The following is a 15,446-nucleotide window of genomic DNA, read 5'->3' as shown; positions in this document are numbered from 1 at the left end:
CCTCGCCATCACCGTCGCCCCTTGCGGCCGACCGAGGTCCGGACGTTCAGGATCTCGATCCCGGAGAAGGCGTTCGCGACGAAGTCCGAGAATGCCACCGCCCGCCGGGGGAGGAGGCGGTTGGCGACATGGAGCATGTGGATCGGTACGGGCGGCGCCTCGTAACCCGTGAGCAGGCGGGTGAGGCGCCCGGCCCGGAGCCCGTCGTCGAACAGCCACGCGGGCCCGAGGGCGACCCCGAGGCCTGCGAGCGCCGCCTCGCGGACGGCCTGGGGGGAGTTCACCCGGATGCGACCCGCGACGGCGACCTCGGTCTCGGCGAACCGCCATGTGTCGCCGGTCGAGAGCAGCGAGTAGACGATGCAGTCGTGGGTCCCGAGATCCTGTGGTGTCTCGGGAAGGCCGCGGCTTTCGAGGTAGCCCACCTCCGCCACGCAGACCCGCTCGAACGAGCCGATGCGGCGTGCGCGCAGGGCGCTGTCGCTCAGGTGACCGACCCGCAATGCGAGTTCGGCCCGCTCGTCCACCAGGTTCACGAACCTGTCGGCGATCTGCAGATCCAGTCTCAGGTCCGGGTATCTCCTCAGGAAGGCGGGGACCAGCGGCATCACGAACTCATGCGCGAGGGCCGTGGGACAGGCGACCCGCAGAAGGCCGGATGGTGCAACCTCGCTTCTGAGCCCGGACTCCGCCTCGGCCAGTGCGTCGAGGATGCGACGCGCCTCGGCGTGATACCGCTCTCCTTCCGGCGTCAGGTGCAGGCTACGGGTCGAGCGCTGGAGGAGGCGGCATCCGAGGCGGCTCTCCAGGGCGGCCACGTAGCGGCTGACGTTGGGTTGGCTCAGCCCCAGGTCCCTGGCCGCCGCGGAGAAGCTTCCCGTCTCGGCGGTGCGGACGAAGCATTGCATCAGGAGGAAGCGGTCGATCATTCCAACACTCATACGTCTCCTGTATGAATGTTATGCCAAAGCTCGCGGTTATCGCGATCCCGGCATAGGTCGATACCGGCCATGCAGGAGGTGCCGACGTGGACCTCCCTTACGGATGGAGCACCGGCATGGCCCGGCTTACAGGCAAACGCACGCTTATCACCGGCGGCACGAGCGGCATCGGCTTGGCGACGGCCAAGCGCTTCCTTGAGGAGGGTGCCCGGGTCATCGTGACGGGTATCGCCCCGGACAGCTTGGCCAGGGCGCAGGACGAGCTTGGCCGCGACGTCACCGTGCTGGCCGCCGACGCCGGGAGCGTCGACGCCCAGCGGGAGCTGGCCGCCAGGGTCGCAGCCGAGTACGGTCGCCTCGACGTGGCCTTCCTCAACGCCGGCATCGCCGTCTGGCAGCCGGTCGAGGACTGGACCGAGGACGCGTTCGACCGGTCGTTTTCCGTCAACGTCAAGGGTCCGTTCTTCCTCGTGCAGGCCCTGCTGCCGGTCTTCGCCGATCCGGCGTCCGTGGTGCTCAACACGTCCATCAACGCCCATGTCGGCGCGGCGCGCTCCTCGGTCTACGCCGCGACCAAGGCGGCGTTCCTCACCATGGGCAAGACGCTTTCGACGGAACTGCTCGGTCGGGCTGTCCGCTTCAACGCGGTCAGCCCCGGCCCCGTGCGGACGCCGCTCTACGACAAGCTCGGCATCCCGGACGCCTACCGTGCGCAGGTGGATAAGGACATCCGTTCGAGCATTCCCGCCGGCCGGTTCGGAACCGCGGAGGAGGTAGCCGATGCGGTCGTCTATCTCGCGTCCGACGAGGCCCGTTGGACCTTGGGGGCCGAAATCGTGGTCGACGGCGGTCGCATGCTGAACGGGTGAACGGGCCGACGAGGGATACGTTCGGCATGTCGCCGAACGTATCGGCCTGCCGTCGGCTCGACCAAGTCCGCCGACATGGCTGCATCCGGTTCCGCGACCCCGGTACCGATGCTCTCAAGCTTGGCGTTCCGGTCCGACAGAGACCTTCAGTCGTCGACTTTCAAAACCTGACGACCCTCGCCGACGTCGATGCGAAGGTATCGCAACTCGCGGCAGACGAGCATGTCGCCAGTTTGGGAGAACAGGCATCAGGATGACCTGAGCGGGGATCGAGATGCAGCCTCACACGCGTCCGCGTCTCGGATTTAGTGCCTGAGGGCAGGCCAGCAGGAAACGACCCCGAGCGGTCCTTCCGATGGCGACCCTCTTGAGGCATTCGCGAGATCGTCCAAACCTTCGGGAAGCGGACATAAGGCCTGACGTCATCACCGTCGCGATCTCCCATGTAGGCTGGTCGACTGCGTGACGAAATGCCGATCCGCCTCAGACCGGGGCGATGTCGACGACCCAGGTGACCCCGAAACGGTCCTTCAGCATGCCGTAGAGGGGCGACCACGCCGAGGGTCCGAGGGGCTGGAGCACGGTCGCGCCCGCGTTGAGGCCGTCCCAGTACGCCGTGATCTCGTCCTGGGATGAGCCGCGCAGGGAGACGTAGAATGGATTTTCGCCGGGATGCCACGGGCGCTCGGGCTGAACGTCGTAGGCCATGATGCGAAAGCCGGCCTCGGAGGCGACCAGCCCCCAGATGACCTTTTGCGCCTGCTTGGGGTCCGTCATGCCGGCCAGCTCGCCGTAGGTGACGAGGGTGGGCTCGCCCCCGAAGACGGTGGCGTAGAAGGCGAGCGCCTCCCGTGCCTGGCCGTCGAAGTTGAGGTGCGTCGTCACCTGTACGGTCATGGTCGCCTCCGCTTCCGGTCGGGGCGTTGCCAGCCCCACGACCGGACTGTACCAACACCCAACTGACAGAACCCGGCAGTTGCGCGATGGCGCGGAGCGACCGTCTCTTTCGCCTGCTGCACGCCATGCGCGTGATGCCGCCCCCGCTCACCGCCCGGCGCCTCGCCGAGGAGACGGGCATGTCGGTGCGTTCCTTGTACCGGGACATCGACAGCCTGCGCGCGGCCGGGGCGCGGATCGAGGGGGAGCGGGGCTACGGCTATCGGCTGACCGAGGACGTCGCGCTGCCGCCCCAGACCTTCGACCGCCTGGAGATCGAGGCGTTGGCGATCGGCATGGCCGCCGTCGGCGCCATGGGCGATCCGGACCTCGCGCGGGCCTCGGCCTCGGTGCTGGCCAAGGTTGCCGCCACGCTCACCGACGAGCGCGAGCGGCACCTGCTGCATGCCGTGTCCAAGGTCTACCGGCCCGAGGCCCGGCATGCCGCGACCCCGGACACGGCCTTGATCCGCGATGCCTGCTGGCGGGAGGAGAGGCTCACTCTCCACTACACGGACGAGCACGGGGCCGACACGGAGCGCACGATCCTGCCGCTCGCCATCGTGTACACCGAGCGGCGTTCGGTCGTCCTGGCGTGGTGCCAACTGCGCGCGGCGTTCCGCATGTTCCGGCTGGACCGCATCCGCGACGCCCGCACCGGCGCCGGCAGCTTCCGCCCGCGGCGGGCTTCCCTTCTACGGGCCTATCTCGAACAGCTCAGGCAGGAGGACGCGAGCCCGGCGACCTCGCACGGTCCCCATGACCGGTGAGGCCGCCCCTCCGCTGCAGGACCCAACGCTCGCGGGACGCCTGCAACCGGCAGCCCTACTTCACGACGGTCCCGATGCCTCGCCCGCCGCAGGAGGTCAGTCGTCGGATCGAGTCGGGAAGAGCGGAAATCCGTTGCCGGAGAAGGGCCCGGTGTCGAGCCACAGGTATTGGAAGGACCGTTTCCTGAAGAGCCAGTTCTCACCCGACCGCCGCAACCGGTCGAACGCGATGCAATGGCAGCGGTAGCAGGTCTCGTCAGGCCCTTGCGCGCTCTCATGGATGAACGTGCGGGTGGTCGCCTCATCGCCGTCGAGGTCGATCACGCCCGGCAGCGCGAACTGCACGAAGAACGTCTAGCCGGCGCGCAGCTCGCGGAACAGGGCGACGGTGTCCGCCGGTCCGGTCGCATGGTGCCCCTTCGGCGCCTCGCCGATGACGAACTCGCCGTCGTCTGTCCAGGGGCTATGAAAGCTCTCGTAATCGGCCCGGGTGGCGATGTCGGCGTAGCGGGCGATCACGTTGCGGATCATCGCCTCGTCGACGAATCTCTGCAGGGCGGATTGATCCATCGGTTCACTCCCTCGATCCCGAGCGCTTTGCCGCCACCGAGGTATCCCGGAAGCGGCACAAGGTCGTCCGCCCAGCGCCGTCGAACATGGCGCCGTTGCTGTCGTCGCTCCCGGTCAGGCGGTGCAGATGCCGGGGATCTCGACCTTCGTGAACAGGTGCGGGCTGATCGTCACGCCCTCGGGGTAGTCGGCGAGCTTGGCCTGGAACTCGGGGTTCGAGAACGCGGACCGGAAGTGAGCCACCGACTGCCAGACGGCGTAGTTCAGGAAGACACCGCTCCCCGCGATGCCGCGATGCAGCTGCGTCGAGATGAAGCCCGGCTGCGCCTTCATGAGGCCGGCGTCACCCGTCCAGACTTCGAGCAACCTGTCGGCATCCTCCGGGGACACGACGAATGTGTTGATGAGGACCACCGGTCCTTCCTCGGACTTCAGTTGATCGCCCAGCGTCACGGCTCGGCCCATCTCGACGAACTTCGGCATCTCAGGTCTCCTTGATCCCGGTGGTGGCCGGAGTGGCGGTGGAACGCGCGATGCGGCGCTGGACCTCGCGCAGCAGCTCGCTTGCGGCCTCGATCCGCTCCGGCGGCAGATCGGCCATCAAGGTCTCGGCCCAGCGTCCGTGGCGCTCGCTCGCCTCGCGATAGGCCGCTTCACCCTTCTCGGTCATCGCCACGAGCATGGCGCGCTTGTGGTGCGGATTGGGTTCCAGGCGGACGAGGCCGTCCGCCCGCATCTCGTCGACGGAATACTGCACGGCCTGACGGGCCAAGCCCATGTTGCGCGCGATGTGGGCCACCGGCAGCGGCACGGGGGAGAGGGAGATGGCGCCCAAGACCTGCCACCGCGCGCTGGTCAGTCCAAGGTCGGCGCCGAGCGCATTCCCGACGGCGAGCTGGTCGCCGTTGAGGCGAAACACCTCGATCACGAGGCCGACATAGGCCCGGCGCAGGCGAGACTTCGGTTCGGCGGGCGGTCCCTTTGCCATGAACCGAGGATAGGCATTTGTAGCCATTCGTCAATATGACAAGATTTTGTCAAATTTCGCTCGTTGGGAAGGGCCCATCGACTGGCGTGAACGCTTACGGCGGTCCCAGCGGACAGGATTACCCGGCGCCGTAACCCGGATGTTCGAGATCGGCGAGGAGACCGGGGCCGGTCGGGTGCCAGCCGAGCAATGCCCGCGTCCGGGCGCTGGAGGCGCTCATCTCGGCGCCGGCCATGGCGGCGAACCAGCCGAAATGTTCGCGCTCCCGCGGTTCGACGGGCAGGCCGAGACGCTGGCCGATGGCCGTGGCGATGTCCAGGAACGGCAGGGCTTCCTCGGCCACCGCGTGATAGACCGAGGCCGTCACGCCGTGCTCCAGCGCCAGCCGGAACAGGCGGGCCGCGTCGAGGCGATGCACGCCGGACCAGCGGTTCCGCCCATCGGCGAGATAGGCCGACACGCCGGTCTCCCGTGCCTTGCGGATCAGCATCGGGACGAAGCCGTGTGTCTCGCCGATCCCGTGGACGGACGGGGCCAACCGCACCGTCGCGGCGCGCAGACCACGCTCGGCCAGCGAGATCGCCGCCGCCTCCGACCGACGCGGGGAGACGGGTGCTGGTCCATCGGTTTCCGTGCCGCCGCGGGGCAGCCCGGACAGGCCCGAGGTGACGAGGAGCAGCCGGTTTGAGCCCATGAGGGCAGACCCCAAAACCTCGATCACCCGCTGGTCCTGCGCCGCGTTGTCCGCGAAGCGCGAGAAGTCGTGGTCGAAGGCCGTGTGGATCACGGCATCGGCCGCCCCGGCTGCCTCGTGCAGAGCAGGATGGTCGTCGAGGCTCGCGCGGACGACCTGCGCACCCGAGGCCGCCAGGGCGGCGGCTTTCTGCTCGGATCGGGCGAGGCCCGTGACCCGATGGCCGGCCGCGAGCAGGTCGGCCACGACGGCCGAGCCGACCCATCCGGTCGCCCCGGTGACGAAGACGTGCATGAGTCCATCTCCCGATGTCGGATGGGCCGCTCAGGCGAGGCGGACCGAGAGTTCGACGTCCTCGCCGAACGGCAGGGACAGGTAGCCCCGGGCCGGGTCGCGGACGCGGGCGAGGTAGTCGGGGCTGTGGTCGGCGTTGTCGGCGACCACGAAGGCACCCGGGCGCAGCCGGCCCTCGACCAGGTCCAGGATCTCCGGATAGAGCGCCTTGGCGCCGTCGAGGAGCAGCAGGTCGACGCTCTCGGGCAGATCGAAGGCCAGGGTCTTGAGGGCGTCGCCCTCGCGGAACTCCACGAGGTCGATGAGGCCGCCGGCCGTGAGGTTGGCCATGGCGCGCGCCACTTTCGAGGGCTCGAACTCGCTGGTGATGAGCCGCCCGCCGCCGTTGTCGCGCAAAGCCGCGGCGAGGTGTAGGGTCGAGAGGCCGAACGAGGTGCCGAACTCCACGACGGTGCGCGCGCGGCCCCCCCGGGCGAGCATGTAGAGCAGGCGGCCGGTCTCGCGCGAGACGGCGAGCGGCATGTCCTTCAGGCGGCCGTAGAAGTCACGATACTCGGTCTTGCTCTGCATCAGGCGGTCACGCTCCGTGACCGAGAGGTCGGACACAGCATCGAGCGGCGACGATGCGTCCGCATCGACGAACAGACGGCTGATCAACGGCGCCAAAGGCGACGCGATGATGGAGGAAATAGAAGATGACATTGTTTTGAACCCGCAGTCATTCCCGTTCGACTTGAACACCGGCAAAATATGACGAATGGTTCGCGTTCGCTATTCGCATTCCCGGTGCCGTCGATGACCGCTCCCGCAAGCCCCCGGATTTCCAGGCGAAAACAGCCGCAGCAAGCCCGCTCGGCGAGCGTCGTGACGGCCATCCTGGAGGCGGCGATTCAGGTTTTGGCGGAGGTCGGCGCCCGGCGCTTCACCACGGCGCGGGTCGCGGAGCGGGCGGGGGTCAGCGTCGGTTCGCTGTACCAATACTTTCCCAACAAGGCGGCGATCCTGTTCCAGCTCCAGACCGACGAGTGGCGGGACACGACCGCCTTGCTGCGCAGGCTGCTGGAGGATCGGACCCGCGCACCACAGGAGCGCCTCCGCGCGACGGTCCATGCCTTCGTCCGCTCGGAGTGCGAGGAGGCCGCCATGCGCGTGGCACTCGGCGACGCGGCCCCGCTCTATCGAGACGCCCCGGAGGCCGAGGAGCCGCGCGCGGCAGGGACCCGTGCCATCCAGGCCTTCCTGCGGGAGGCCGTCCCTGACCTGACGGAACCCGCATGCCGGATCGCGGGCGACCTCATCGCCATGACGCTGAGTGCCGTGGGTGAAGCGATCTCGGAAAGGGCGCTGCGCGACGACCAGATCGCCGCTTACGCGGATGGGATGGCCGACATGCTGAGCGCGTATCTCTCAGGCCTGGCGCAGCCCCGATCCGCCCCGGCAATCAGGCCGTGAACGCGTGACCAGTTGACCGCTGGCAAAGCGGGCTCCGAGGGGCGTGAACAGGACTGGGTGGAGACCGGGCGAGCGGACGCGCGCGACTCGGTTCACGGCATCCGCCCGTCGGCGGGCGGTTGCTAGCCGGGCTCGCGTACGAGCATCATCACCGCACCGTCATACCAAGGCAGGGCGAGAGCCCCTGCCGCACCCCGGTAGATGACCGGATCACGGCCGGGCCCCCATGTGCCGGTCTGGCAATGGACCACGTAGGCGACTGGCCGGTGCATGCCGAGCTTGCGGAGCTCGGGTTGCGCGTCCGACGGCAACCGTTCGAGCGGCTGGAAATCGGGGCCCGCGCGCACGTCGCCGGTCGATGGTGTCTGGTCCCACGCCAGCCGGGCCGACGTAAAGGTCAGGCGCTTGCCCATCAGGCTCGGATCGTCGTCCACGAGTGCCTGGACGCCGAGGTCGGAGACCGCGACCCTCGCGACGCGCCAATGGCCGGTGAAGGAAGATTGCGGCTCGCCAGCTATCGCTGGATGCATCCCGGCCGCCATGCCGACAAGCATCGCCGCAGAAGCCGAACGCAGCTTTTCCCACTTCGTCATCTCGATTTCCTTAGGTCGCGGCGCTGGTCGGACACTTCGGCGGCGCCACGTCATTCACTCGAAGACTGTTGCTGGGGCGCCGGATCGCGCGTTCCCGACCCTAGCCCGATCGCTTTCGGGCGATCGCGTCGAACGCGTCGGCGGGCAACGCGCCCTCGTGTCGGTCGCCATTGAGGTACAGGATCGGCGTCGTGTGGACGTTCAGGACCTTCATCGCCCCGGCCTGCACGCGGTTCACCTGCTCGTACAGGGCTTGGTCGGCCAGCACGGCATCGAACCTGGCCCTGTGGAATCCAGCCTGCCGGAGGAGATCGCGCATCGCGTCGAGCGGCTTGTCGACGAAAGCCCAGAACCTCTGCCTCTCGAAGAGCAGGTCCGTGATCGGGTAGTCGTTCCTGCCCCCATCGGCGCGGGCCAGCATGAAGGCAGCGGTGCCGAGTGGGGTCAGCGGGTATCCGCGCAGGGCGAAGCGCGTCCGCCCGGTGTCGATCCAGCGTGCCTTGATGCCCGGCCAGACCTCGCTGTGGACGGCCGCGCAGTGGGTGCAGGTCACGGCGGCATACTCGATGAACGTCACCTTGGCCTCGGGCGCGGCGATCCAGATCTCGCCCAGCGGTCCCGCCATCGCAGGATCGTCCACGGAGGCCGTCCGCTTGCAGCCGGACGCGAAGGCCGGGCCCATCATCGCGCCGACCAGCGGGCTTCGACGGGTGACCAAATGGCCTTGCGGGCAGATCCCGGTCGTCATGCGGCCACCTCGCTCACTCTGCCGGTGCAAGGCTTTCACGTTCGAGCCCGGTGGCTTCCGCCTGATGACAGAGGGCGGCCGGGACGTATCATCTTGTAGCCCCACCGGAGGTATGTAACGTTGTATTGCAGCTTCCGTTTTCGCGTTGCCGGAGCGGTTCGGCGACGTATCCTTGGGACATGATCGACGGCATCACCCTCGGCACCATCGACGACGTCCGCAGCCCGTCCGCCGTGTTCCCGAAGGCCGAGGGGATTTCAGGTCCTCCAGGCGCCGGGCAGCATGAAACTGGCCGGTCAGGGCACCGTCCCGGGTTACGGGCTGCGTGGCATCACGATCGACCTTGCCGAGGACGCCCGATGCGCCGACGGTTCGCGGGATGACGCCCCCTCGTTTTGCGCCGGCCAGCGCCCGTTGTGCCGGAGCGAAACCCAATGACCTTCTGCGGTCGAGCGCGGATGCCGGATGGACGGCGTTGCTGCTCGATCACCATGAAGGGCGCGGTCACAGCGACGTCTTCGAGACGCATCGCACCCCCGACCTCACCCTCGTGGTCGCCACCTCCGGCGTACACCGTATCGCGGTGGCCGGGCGTGGCCTGTGGCGGACGGCCGTCTACCAAGCGGGCGCGATGGGTCTCACCCCACCCGGCGAGACGACCCGTATGCGCTGGAGTACCGCCGGCGCGGACCATCCGTTCCGCTCGGTCCACCTCTACCTCCCCCACGATCTGATCGCCGACGTCGCGGAGGAGTACCGCCGCGCGGGGGTAACCACCGCGGAGCGACCCCTTTCGTCGCTCGTGTTTCGCGATCCGGCCATCGCGGCCTGCGCCGTGGCTCTCCTGCATGCGCTCGGGGCCGGAGCACCGGACCTCTACGCCGAACAGACCGGCCGGTGGCTGGCCACCCATCTGCTGTCCCACCACGCCGGGTGGTGCGACGCCGACGAGGCCCGCGAGCCGGAACTCATCGGGGACAGGCGGCTGGCGCGCGTCCTGGAGTACATGAGCGCCAACCTCGAACGATCCCTGACCCTGGGCCAGCTCGCCCGCGAGGCGGGCATCAGCGTGCATCATTTCGGCCGGCGCTTCCGCGAGCGGACGGGGCAGACGCCCTGCGCCCGCCTGACGGCGATGCGGATGGACACCGGGCGCCGCCTCCTGCGCACGACCGACCTCCCGGTGGCCGAGGTCGCCCGGGCCTGCGGCTACACCCGCCCTGCCGCCTTCGCCGCCGCCTTCCTGCGGCACGCAGGTATGACGCCCCGCGCGTATCGCACCACGCCATCATCGCGCGCGCGCGATTGAGTATCGTGGACGCGCGAAACCGCTCGCCCGGCCCTGGCCCAAAGCCCTCAACCGATCATGTCCGAGCGTGAAGGCCTCGGTCGTCGGTGGCCTCGGGGGGAGAACGGACATGCCGGCGGAGAGGGTCGCGATCGTTACGGGGTCGTCGCAAGGCATCGGCGCGGCCGTCGTCGAACGGCTGGCACGGGACGGCTTCGCGGTCACGGTCAACTACGCCGGAGACGAGGCCCCCGCGCGGGCGCTCGCAGAGAGGATCACCGCGGCGGGCGGCCGGGCCATCGCGATCCGGGCGGATGTCGGCGACCCCGCCGCGATAGCTAGGCTCTTCGACGAGACCGAGCAGGCGTTCGGCGGGGTCGACGCGCTCGTCAACAATGCCGGCATCATGACGCTGTCGCCCATCGCCCAGACGGATGACGCCGTGTTCGACCGGCACATCGCGGTGAACCTGAAGGGCGTCTTCAACGGGCTGCGTGAGGGCGCGCGGCGGATCCGCGAGGGCGGCCGGATCGTCAACTTCTCGTCGAGTGTCGTCGGCCTCTACCAACCGACCTACGGCGTCTACGCCGCCACCAAGGCCGGGGTCGAGGCGATGACGCATATCCTCGCCAAGGAGCTCGGCCCGAAGCGGATCACGGTCAACGCCGTGGCGCCCGGACCGGTGGCGACGCGCCTGTTCCTCGACGGCAAGACCGCGGAGCAGGTGGCCGCGGTCACGACGATGATCCCGCTCGGCCGCCTGGGCGAGCCCGCCGACATCGCCGCCGCGATCGCGTTCCTGGTCGGGCCCGACGGCGGCTGGGTGAACGGGCAGGTGCTCCGCGCCAACGGCGGCGCTGTCTGAGGAGGCGGATCATGGCGCTCGTCGCCCTCGTCACCGGTGCATCGAGCGGGTTCGGGCGGATGATCGCCCGGGACCTCGCCGGAGCCGGACACATCGCCTACGCCTCGATGCGCGACGCCGACGGCAAGAATGTTGCCGAGGCCGCGCGGAACGCGGACTATGCCCGGCAACATCGCATCGACCTGCGCACGATCACCCTCGACGTGCAGGACGAGAGCTCCGTCGCGGCGCTGGCCGGCACCGTCCCCGCCGAGGCCGATCCCGGCGCGGTCGGCCGGGCGGTGGGGGAGATCGTCGGCCGCCCGTTCGGCCGCCGTCCGTTGCGGGTGTTCGTCGATCCGGCGGATGACGGCGCAGCAGTGGCGTTCGCGGTCATGGATCGCGTGCGCAGCGCGTTCCTCCCCCGCGTCGGGTACCCGCAGCTCCTGCGACCGCACGGCCGCCACGGGGAAGCTGCGTAGATGCACAGTGTCTCCGCTTCAGAGGTCACGGGGAGCCCTGTGCGGACAGCGGGTGTCAGGCTTGGCCCCCGGGACCCGGAGATGGGCCGCCGAGCCCCCGGAGCATGAGCGCGAGGCGGCGATCGAGCGCCTTCGCCCGGTCCGGCTCGCCGTCGAGATGGAGCGGGGACGCCAGCATCCGGCAGGCGAGGAGGATATCCTCGCCGGTGAGCTGCGGGTGCAGCGCCCCGCGGGCCTTGGCGGCATCCAGGGGGCCTTGCAGGGCCTTCACCATGCGGTCTTGGTTGGCGGCGAAGTCGTAGTCCTCCATGTCGCTCAGGGCGACGAGGAACTTGTCGTAGACCGACATCAGCTCGGTCATCCGGCGGATGAAGGCCAACGGGTCGGCCTCGCCGTCCTCGGCGATGCGGGCCATCAGTTCGGCCAGATCGTTCTCCAGCACGGCTTCGTAGAGGGCTTGGCGGTGGGGGAAATTGCGGTAGAGCGTGCCGCGCGTCAGGCCCGCCCGCTCGGCGATCGCCTCCATCGGGACGTCGTCGCCGCTCTCGCGCATGGTCGCGCCGGCGGCCTCGATCAGCCTCCGCCTGTTCCGCTCCGCGTCCTTGCGCATCCGCTCCGTCGCCGCCCGAGCCGCCGCATCACGCAAACCGAGGGGCGCGTGGCCGGTTGCTCACGGCAATCGCGGTTTCCACGCTCGAGCGCAACAGCCTGGCTTGACGGCGGCCCCAAGCCATCCTCGTTCGCCTATTCGACTCGGTAGACCCGGTGCTCGAAGCCCATCGTCTCCGGTCCCGCCGGGCAGACGCGGCCTTTGCCCACAAACACCGTCCGGTTGACCCAGGCATGGCGCGGGTCACCCGTCTCCAGCAGCCAGTGGGTGCGGATCGCCTGGTCGGCGAAGCCGGTGGGCTGGTTGGCGGCCAACGCCCGCCGCATGGCGTCGCTGGATTCGGCCGGCCCGAAGTAGCGGATCGCGACCAGCGCACCGTCATCCGTGCGCAGGAGCAGGCGCACGTCCATCCGCATCAGGCCGTCGGGCTCCGTGACCATCCAGTCGCTTCCCGGCCCAACGAGGTCGCCGGAGAGGCGGTCCCCGTCGATGCGCCCGCCGGTCATGGTGTAGCAACGGCGCTCGCCGAGCGGCCCGGCGCCGATCTCAAAAACCTCGCCGCAGGTGACGCGACAGGTGAAAGCATGGGTCAGGATGAGGGTGTGATCATCCATCGCCGGCCTCCCGGTTTCACCGCGCCAGCAGCACGCCGGCCTCGCCGTCGGACCATGCCCCGGCGATGACCATCCGGCGCATGCGCCAGCGCTCGCTGTCCCGGACGAGGTCCGCCGCGTAGCGGCTCATCATGCAGAAGCGACGGTTGGGAGCGTCGCGCAGCATGTGCGTCGCCGTGACGAGCGCGGTCAGGGTCGCCATCTCTCCGACGCGGTGGGCGCGCAGGTTGGTGACCCCAGGCGTCGTGATCCGTGTCCGCGCGGTCGCGGAGAGGAAGCCGACGATGGCCTCCCGCCCTTCGAGGGGCGGAAAGTCGAGTCCGAGCATGCGGCCACACGGAGCGGAATCGACGGTCGCCTCCTCAGCGAAGGCCGAACCGATGAGGTCGGCCTCGCCCGCATCCACGCCGGCTGCGAAACGCAGCGGCGCGTCGGAGATGGCGACAGGGTCGTCCGCGCCGGCAGGCAGGACGGAGGCAGCCGCCGCCGGGCTCGCGTCAGGCCGGCCGGGCATCGTCGAACTCCATCTCCAGGCCGTAGATCTGCTTGCCGACCTCCAGGCAGGCGCCGGTCTCGATGCGGGTGCGCGCCTGCATGCCACGCTCGAAGCCCGCCACCGCCTCCACGATCCCGGCTGCGGGATCCGCCGTCAGGGCGTCGGCGAGTTCGAGGGCGTCGAGCAGCGCGAGGTTCACGCCCTTGCCGGTGAAGGGCGGCATGGCATGGGCGGCATCCCCGAGAATGGTCAGACCGGACTGCGTGTCCCAACGGTGGTCCGGTCGCAGGACCGAGATCGGCCAGCGCTGCAGGTCGCCCTCGACCTGTGTGACCATCTCCATCACCTCGGGTGACCAGTCCGCGTAGGCGGCTCTGACCGCTGCGATGACGGCCTGGGTATCGGCGAGATCAAAGGTCTCGCCGGCGGGCCAGTCCTGCGGCACCTCGAGGGAGTAATACAGCATGATCGCGTCGCGGGCGCAGCGCTGCACGAAGACGGTCTTGCCGCTGCCGGCGAACATCACCGAACCCTCGCCCAGGATCTCGGACAGGCGCGAGCCACGCCACTGGTCGCGGCGGATGTTGGCGGTCACCATGGTGATGCCGGTATAGGCCGGCTGGACCGGGGTCAGACGCGCGCGCACTTGCGATCCTACACCGTCGGCGCCGATAACCAGGTCGGCGACCACGGGCTCGCGATCACAGAACGCCAAGCGCCAACGCCCGTCGCCCGCTTCGTGCACGGCCGCCAGCCGGTGGTCCCAGTGGAGGACATCGGCCGGGAGCGCGTCGAGGAGCAGGCTGCGAAGGTCGCCGCGATCGATCTCGGGGCCGGCATCCTGGTGCGTGTCACCGCCCGCGTCGGGCATCTCTGCTCCGGTTCGGTCGAGCATCCGGAACGCCTTGGCGTCCTCGCGGGACCCGGCCTGGAACGCATCGAGCAGTCCCGCCGCCGCCATCGCACGCTGACCGCCATCGGCCCGCAGATCGAGGCTGCCGCCCTGAGACCGCGCCTCCCGCGAGGCGTCGCGCTCGTACACGTTGACGTGGAAGCCGCGCCTGAGCAACAGATGTGCGAGGGTCAGGCCGGCGGGTCCTGCGCCGACGATGGCGACGCGGCCGTCGGCTTGCAGATCGTGGCAATTTTTCATCGCAAGGCTCCGGTGTCTGAGCGCGCGACGCATCATCCGCTCGCCGGGCTGGCGATGCGTGATGGGGAAACTGGCGTCGCGGGTTTTGCTGCTGTGACCGATCGATAACCGTACACTGGTGTATAAGTTCTGGCCGGTCTGTGTGCCAGGATGCCGCATGCCGCTATAGCTTGGGCGTTGCCGCCCGGTCGCTCTCGCGCCAAGCGGGCCATGTCGGAACAGGCAGACTGGTTCTGGTAAGCCCAAGTCCTTCCGGTGACGGACGCTCTGGTCTTTGGCCCCGTGCCGCAGATCCCCGCGACGAACGAAGGACGCCCTTGCGCGTCCACCCGTTCGTCCGCGCGGGTCCCGGTGTCGGGAAACGCTCCGGTCGAACAACGACCCTGGAGCCCGACCATGTCCGCATCCACCACGCTCGACGACACGATCATCGCCGGCGCCGGTCCCATGGGCCTGTTCCTCGCCTGCGCGCTATCTCTGCCCGGCTGCCCGGTGCTGGTCCTCGAACGAGCGGGTGATCCGTCGGCGCCGCTGAAGCGCGCGCCGTTCGGGCTGCGCGGCCTGTCCGTCCCGACGATCGAAAGCCTCGACCGCCGCGGTCTGTTGGACGCGATCGCGGCCTGCGCGGCCAGCCTCGCCACGCCCGGAACGGCGCATTTCCGAACGCAAGCCCGCCCTCCGGGCGGTCACTTCGCCGGCATCCACTTCTTCCACGACCGGATCGATACCGCGCGCTGGCCCGACCGCCGGCCCGGCCCGGTAAGCAGCCTCGCCGCGGAGTTGGCGAGCATCGAGACTGTTCCGGCCACGCGAGTGGAGGCGACGGGCGATGCGGTCCTGCGAGGCGCGGGTGACGAAGGCTTCACGCAGATCGATGGGTCGGTGGTCGTCCAGGCCGGCGGCCGATCGTTCCGGGGCCGCTGGCGCGTCGGCTCCGATGGCGTCCGCAGTGTGGTGCGCAAGGCCGCCGGCATCGGCTTCACCGGCGGCGACAGTCCCGATGTCGGGCCGACGCGACGCCCTGACTGGAACGGCGGAATGCATCCTCGAGGCGGAGCGGAGCCCGATGTAGATCGGGCGCGTGGTAACTCGCCTGCTCGATCT

The 15,446-nt window shown here is 69.3% G+C and carries 22 protein-coding genes and 1 pseudogene; 9 read left to right on the top strand and 14 right to left on the bottom strand.

What is annotated here, in order from left to right; all coding sequences use genetic code 11:
- Positions 1-8 precede the first annotated feature (8 nt).
- Positions 9-929, bottom strand: a complete 921-nt coding sequence (locus MKK75_RS35390) for a LysR family transcriptional regulator (protein ID WP_244047137.1) — start codon at positions 927-929, stop codon at positions 9-11.
- 128 nt (positions 930-1,057) lie between these two features.
- On the opposite strand from MKK75_RS35390, the gene MKK75_RS35385 reads away from it, so the two are divergent.
- Positions 1,058-1,810 carry an SDR family oxidoreductase gene (locus tag MKK75_RS35385; protein ID WP_244047176.1) on the top strand — a complete coding sequence of 251 codons (753 nt, stop codon included), beginning with the start codon at positions 1,058-1,060 and terminating at the stop codon, positions 1,808-1,810.
- 26 nt (positions 1,811-1,836) lie between these two features.
- The gene (locus MKK75_RS35380) at positions 1,837-2,067 is read left to right on the top strand and encodes a hypothetical protein (RefSeq protein WP_244047136.1); all 231 of its coding nucleotides are present in this window, start codon (positions 1,837-1,839) and stop codon (positions 2,065-2,067) included.
- Positions 2,068-2,293: 226 nt separating this feature from the next.
- Here MKK75_RS35380 and MKK75_RS35375 read toward each other — a convergent pair whose 3' ends face one another.
- Positions 2,294-2,707: a VOC family protein gene (locus tag MKK75_RS35375; protein ID WP_244047135.1), complete on the bottom strand. Its 414-nt coding sequence runs from the start codon at positions 2,705-2,707 to the stop codon at positions 2,294-2,296.
- A gap of 86 nt (positions 2,708-2,793) precedes the next feature.
- Here MKK75_RS35375 and MKK75_RS35370 point away from each other — a divergent pair, with 86 nt between their 5' ends.
- On the top strand, positions 2,794-3,516 hold the full coding sequence (locus MKK75_RS35370; protein WP_244047134.1) for a helix-turn-helix transcriptional regulator: 723 nt from the start codon (positions 2,794-2,796) through the stop codon (positions 3,514-3,516).
- A gap of 96 nt (positions 3,517-3,612) precedes the next feature.
- Here MKK75_RS35370 and MKK75_RS35365 read toward each other — a convergent pair whose 3' ends face one another.
- The 6 genes from MKK75_RS35365 to MKK75_RS35340 form a co-directional block, all read right to left on the bottom strand.
- Positions 3,613-3,861, bottom strand: coding sequence for a nuclear transport factor 2 family protein (locus MKK75_RS35365; RefSeq protein ID WP_244047133.1), 249 nt, complete (start codon positions 3,859-3,861; stop codon positions 3,613-3,615).
- Between the two features lie 9 nt (positions 3,862-3,870).
- Positions 3,871-4,086, bottom strand: coding sequence for a nuclear transport factor 2 family protein (locus tag MKK75_RS35360; RefSeq protein ID WP_244047132.1), 216 nt, complete (start codon positions 4,084-4,086; stop codon positions 3,871-3,873).
- A gap of 114 nt (positions 4,087-4,200) precedes the next feature.
- The gene (locus MKK75_RS35355; protein WP_244047131.1) at positions 4,201-4,569 is read right to left on the bottom strand and encodes an antibiotic biosynthesis monooxygenase family protein; all 369 of its coding nucleotides are present in this window, start codon (positions 4,567-4,569) and stop codon (positions 4,201-4,203) included.
- A gap of 1 nt (position 4,570) precedes the next feature.
- On the bottom strand, positions 4,571-5,074 hold the full coding sequence (locus tag MKK75_RS35350; RefSeq protein WP_244047130.1) for a MarR family winged helix-turn-helix transcriptional regulator: 504 nt from the start codon (positions 5,072-5,074) through the stop codon (positions 4,571-4,573).
- 118 nt (positions 5,075-5,192) lie between these two features.
- Positions 5,193-6,062 carry an SDR family oxidoreductase gene (locus MKK75_RS35345; protein ID WP_244047129.1) on the bottom strand — a complete coding sequence of 290 codons (870 nt, stop codon included), beginning with the start codon at positions 6,060-6,062 and terminating at the stop codon, positions 5,193-5,195.
- Positions 6,063-6,092: 30 nt separating this feature from the next.
- Positions 6,093-6,632 (bottom strand): O-methyltransferase, encoded by a 540-nt coding sequence (locus MKK75_RS35340; protein ID WP_244047128.1) that lies wholly within the window; start codon positions 6,630-6,632, stop codon positions 6,093-6,095.
- Positions 6,633-6,648: 16 nt separating this feature from the next.
- On the opposite strand from MKK75_RS35340, the gene MKK75_RS36260 reads away from it, so the two are divergent.
- A complete protein-coding gene (locus MKK75_RS36260) occupies positions 6,649-6,816 on the top strand; it encodes a hypothetical protein (RefSeq protein ID WP_244047127.1) in 168 nt (55 codons plus the stop codon).
- Between the two features lie 41 nt (positions 6,817-6,857).
- Positions 6,858-7,514: a TetR family transcriptional regulator gene (locus MKK75_RS35330; protein ID WP_244047126.1), complete on the top strand. Its 657-nt coding sequence runs from the start codon at positions 6,858-6,860 to the stop codon at positions 7,512-7,514.
- A 122-nt stretch (positions 7,515-7,636) separates the two neighbouring features.
- On the opposite strand, the gene MKK75_RS35325 is transcribed toward MKK75_RS35330, so the two are convergent.
- A complete protein-coding gene (locus MKK75_RS35325) occupies positions 7,637-8,107 on the bottom strand; it encodes a hypothetical protein (RefSeq protein ID WP_244047125.1) in 471 nt (156 codons plus the stop codon).
- Positions 8,108-8,207: 100 nt separating this feature from the next.
- On the bottom strand, positions 8,208-8,855 hold the full coding sequence (locus tag MKK75_RS35320) for a thioredoxin domain-containing protein (protein ID WP_244047124.1): 648 nt from the start codon (positions 8,853-8,855) through the stop codon (positions 8,208-8,210).
- A 475-nt stretch (positions 8,856-9,330) separates the two neighbouring features.
- Here MKK75_RS35320 and MKK75_RS35315 point away from each other — a divergent pair, with 475 nt between their 5' ends.
- From MKK75_RS35315 to MKK75_RS35305, 3 genes are all read left to right on the top strand, one after another.
- Positions 9,331-10,164 carry a helix-turn-helix domain-containing protein gene (locus MKK75_RS35315; protein ID WP_244047123.1) on the top strand — a complete coding sequence of 278 codons (834 nt, stop codon included), beginning with the start codon at positions 9,331-9,333 and terminating at the stop codon, positions 10,162-10,164.
- Positions 10,165-10,273: 109 nt separating this feature from the next.
- Positions 10,274-11,008 (top strand): SDR family oxidoreductase, encoded by a 735-nt coding sequence (locus MKK75_RS35310; RefSeq protein WP_244047122.1) that lies wholly within the window; start codon positions 10,274-10,276, stop codon positions 11,006-11,008.
- A gap of 11 nt (positions 11,009-11,019) precedes the next feature.
- A complete protein-coding gene (locus MKK75_RS35305) occupies positions 11,020-11,469 on the top strand; it encodes an SDR family NAD(P)-dependent oxidoreductase (protein WP_279594329.1) in 450 nt (149 codons plus the stop codon).
- Positions 11,470-11,524: 55 nt separating this feature from the next.
- Here the strand turns inward: MKK75_RS35305 and MKK75_RS35300 are convergent, their stop codons facing one another.
- The 4 genes from MKK75_RS35300 to MKK75_RS35285 form a co-directional block, all read right to left on the bottom strand.
- A complete protein-coding gene (locus MKK75_RS35300) occupies positions 11,525-12,079 on the bottom strand; it encodes a TetR/AcrR family transcriptional regulator (RefSeq protein ID WP_244047121.1) in 555 nt (184 codons plus the stop codon).
- A gap of 134 nt (positions 12,080-12,213) precedes the next feature.
- A complete protein-coding gene (locus tag MKK75_RS35295) occupies positions 12,214-12,693 on the bottom strand; it encodes a DUF3237 domain-containing protein (RefSeq protein WP_244047120.1) in 480 nt (159 codons plus the stop codon).
- A 16-nt stretch (positions 12,694-12,709) separates the two neighbouring features.
- Complete coding sequence (locus MKK75_RS35290; protein WP_244047119.1) at positions 12,710-13,207, bottom strand: nuclear transport factor 2 family protein; 498 nt, start codon at positions 13,205-13,207, stop codon at positions 12,710-12,712.
- Positions 13,191-14,342 (bottom strand): FAD-dependent oxidoreductase, encoded by a 1,152-nt coding sequence (locus tag MKK75_RS35285; RefSeq protein WP_244047118.1) that lies wholly within the window; start codon positions 14,340-14,342, stop codon positions 13,191-13,193. Before MKK75_RS35285 ends, MKK75_RS35290 begins: the two co-directional genes overlap by 17 nt.
- Before the next feature lie 396 nt (positions 14,343-14,738).
- Here MKK75_RS35285 and MKK75_RS35280 point away from each other — a divergent pair.
- Positions 14,739-15,275, top strand: a pseudogene (locus MKK75_RS35280) (FAD-dependent monooxygenase); the annotation flags it as partial.
- Positions 15,276-15,446: the final 171 nt, after the last annotated feature.

Source organism: Methylobacterium sp. J-030 (assembly GCF_022829545.1).
In the GTDB taxonomy this organism is placed as follows: Bacteria; Pseudomonadota; Alphaproteobacteria; order Rhizobiales; family Beijerinckiaceae; genus Methylobacterium.
The sequence above is the reverse complement of the archived record's forward strand: the minus strand, read 5'-3'. Positions and strand labels throughout refer to the sequence as shown.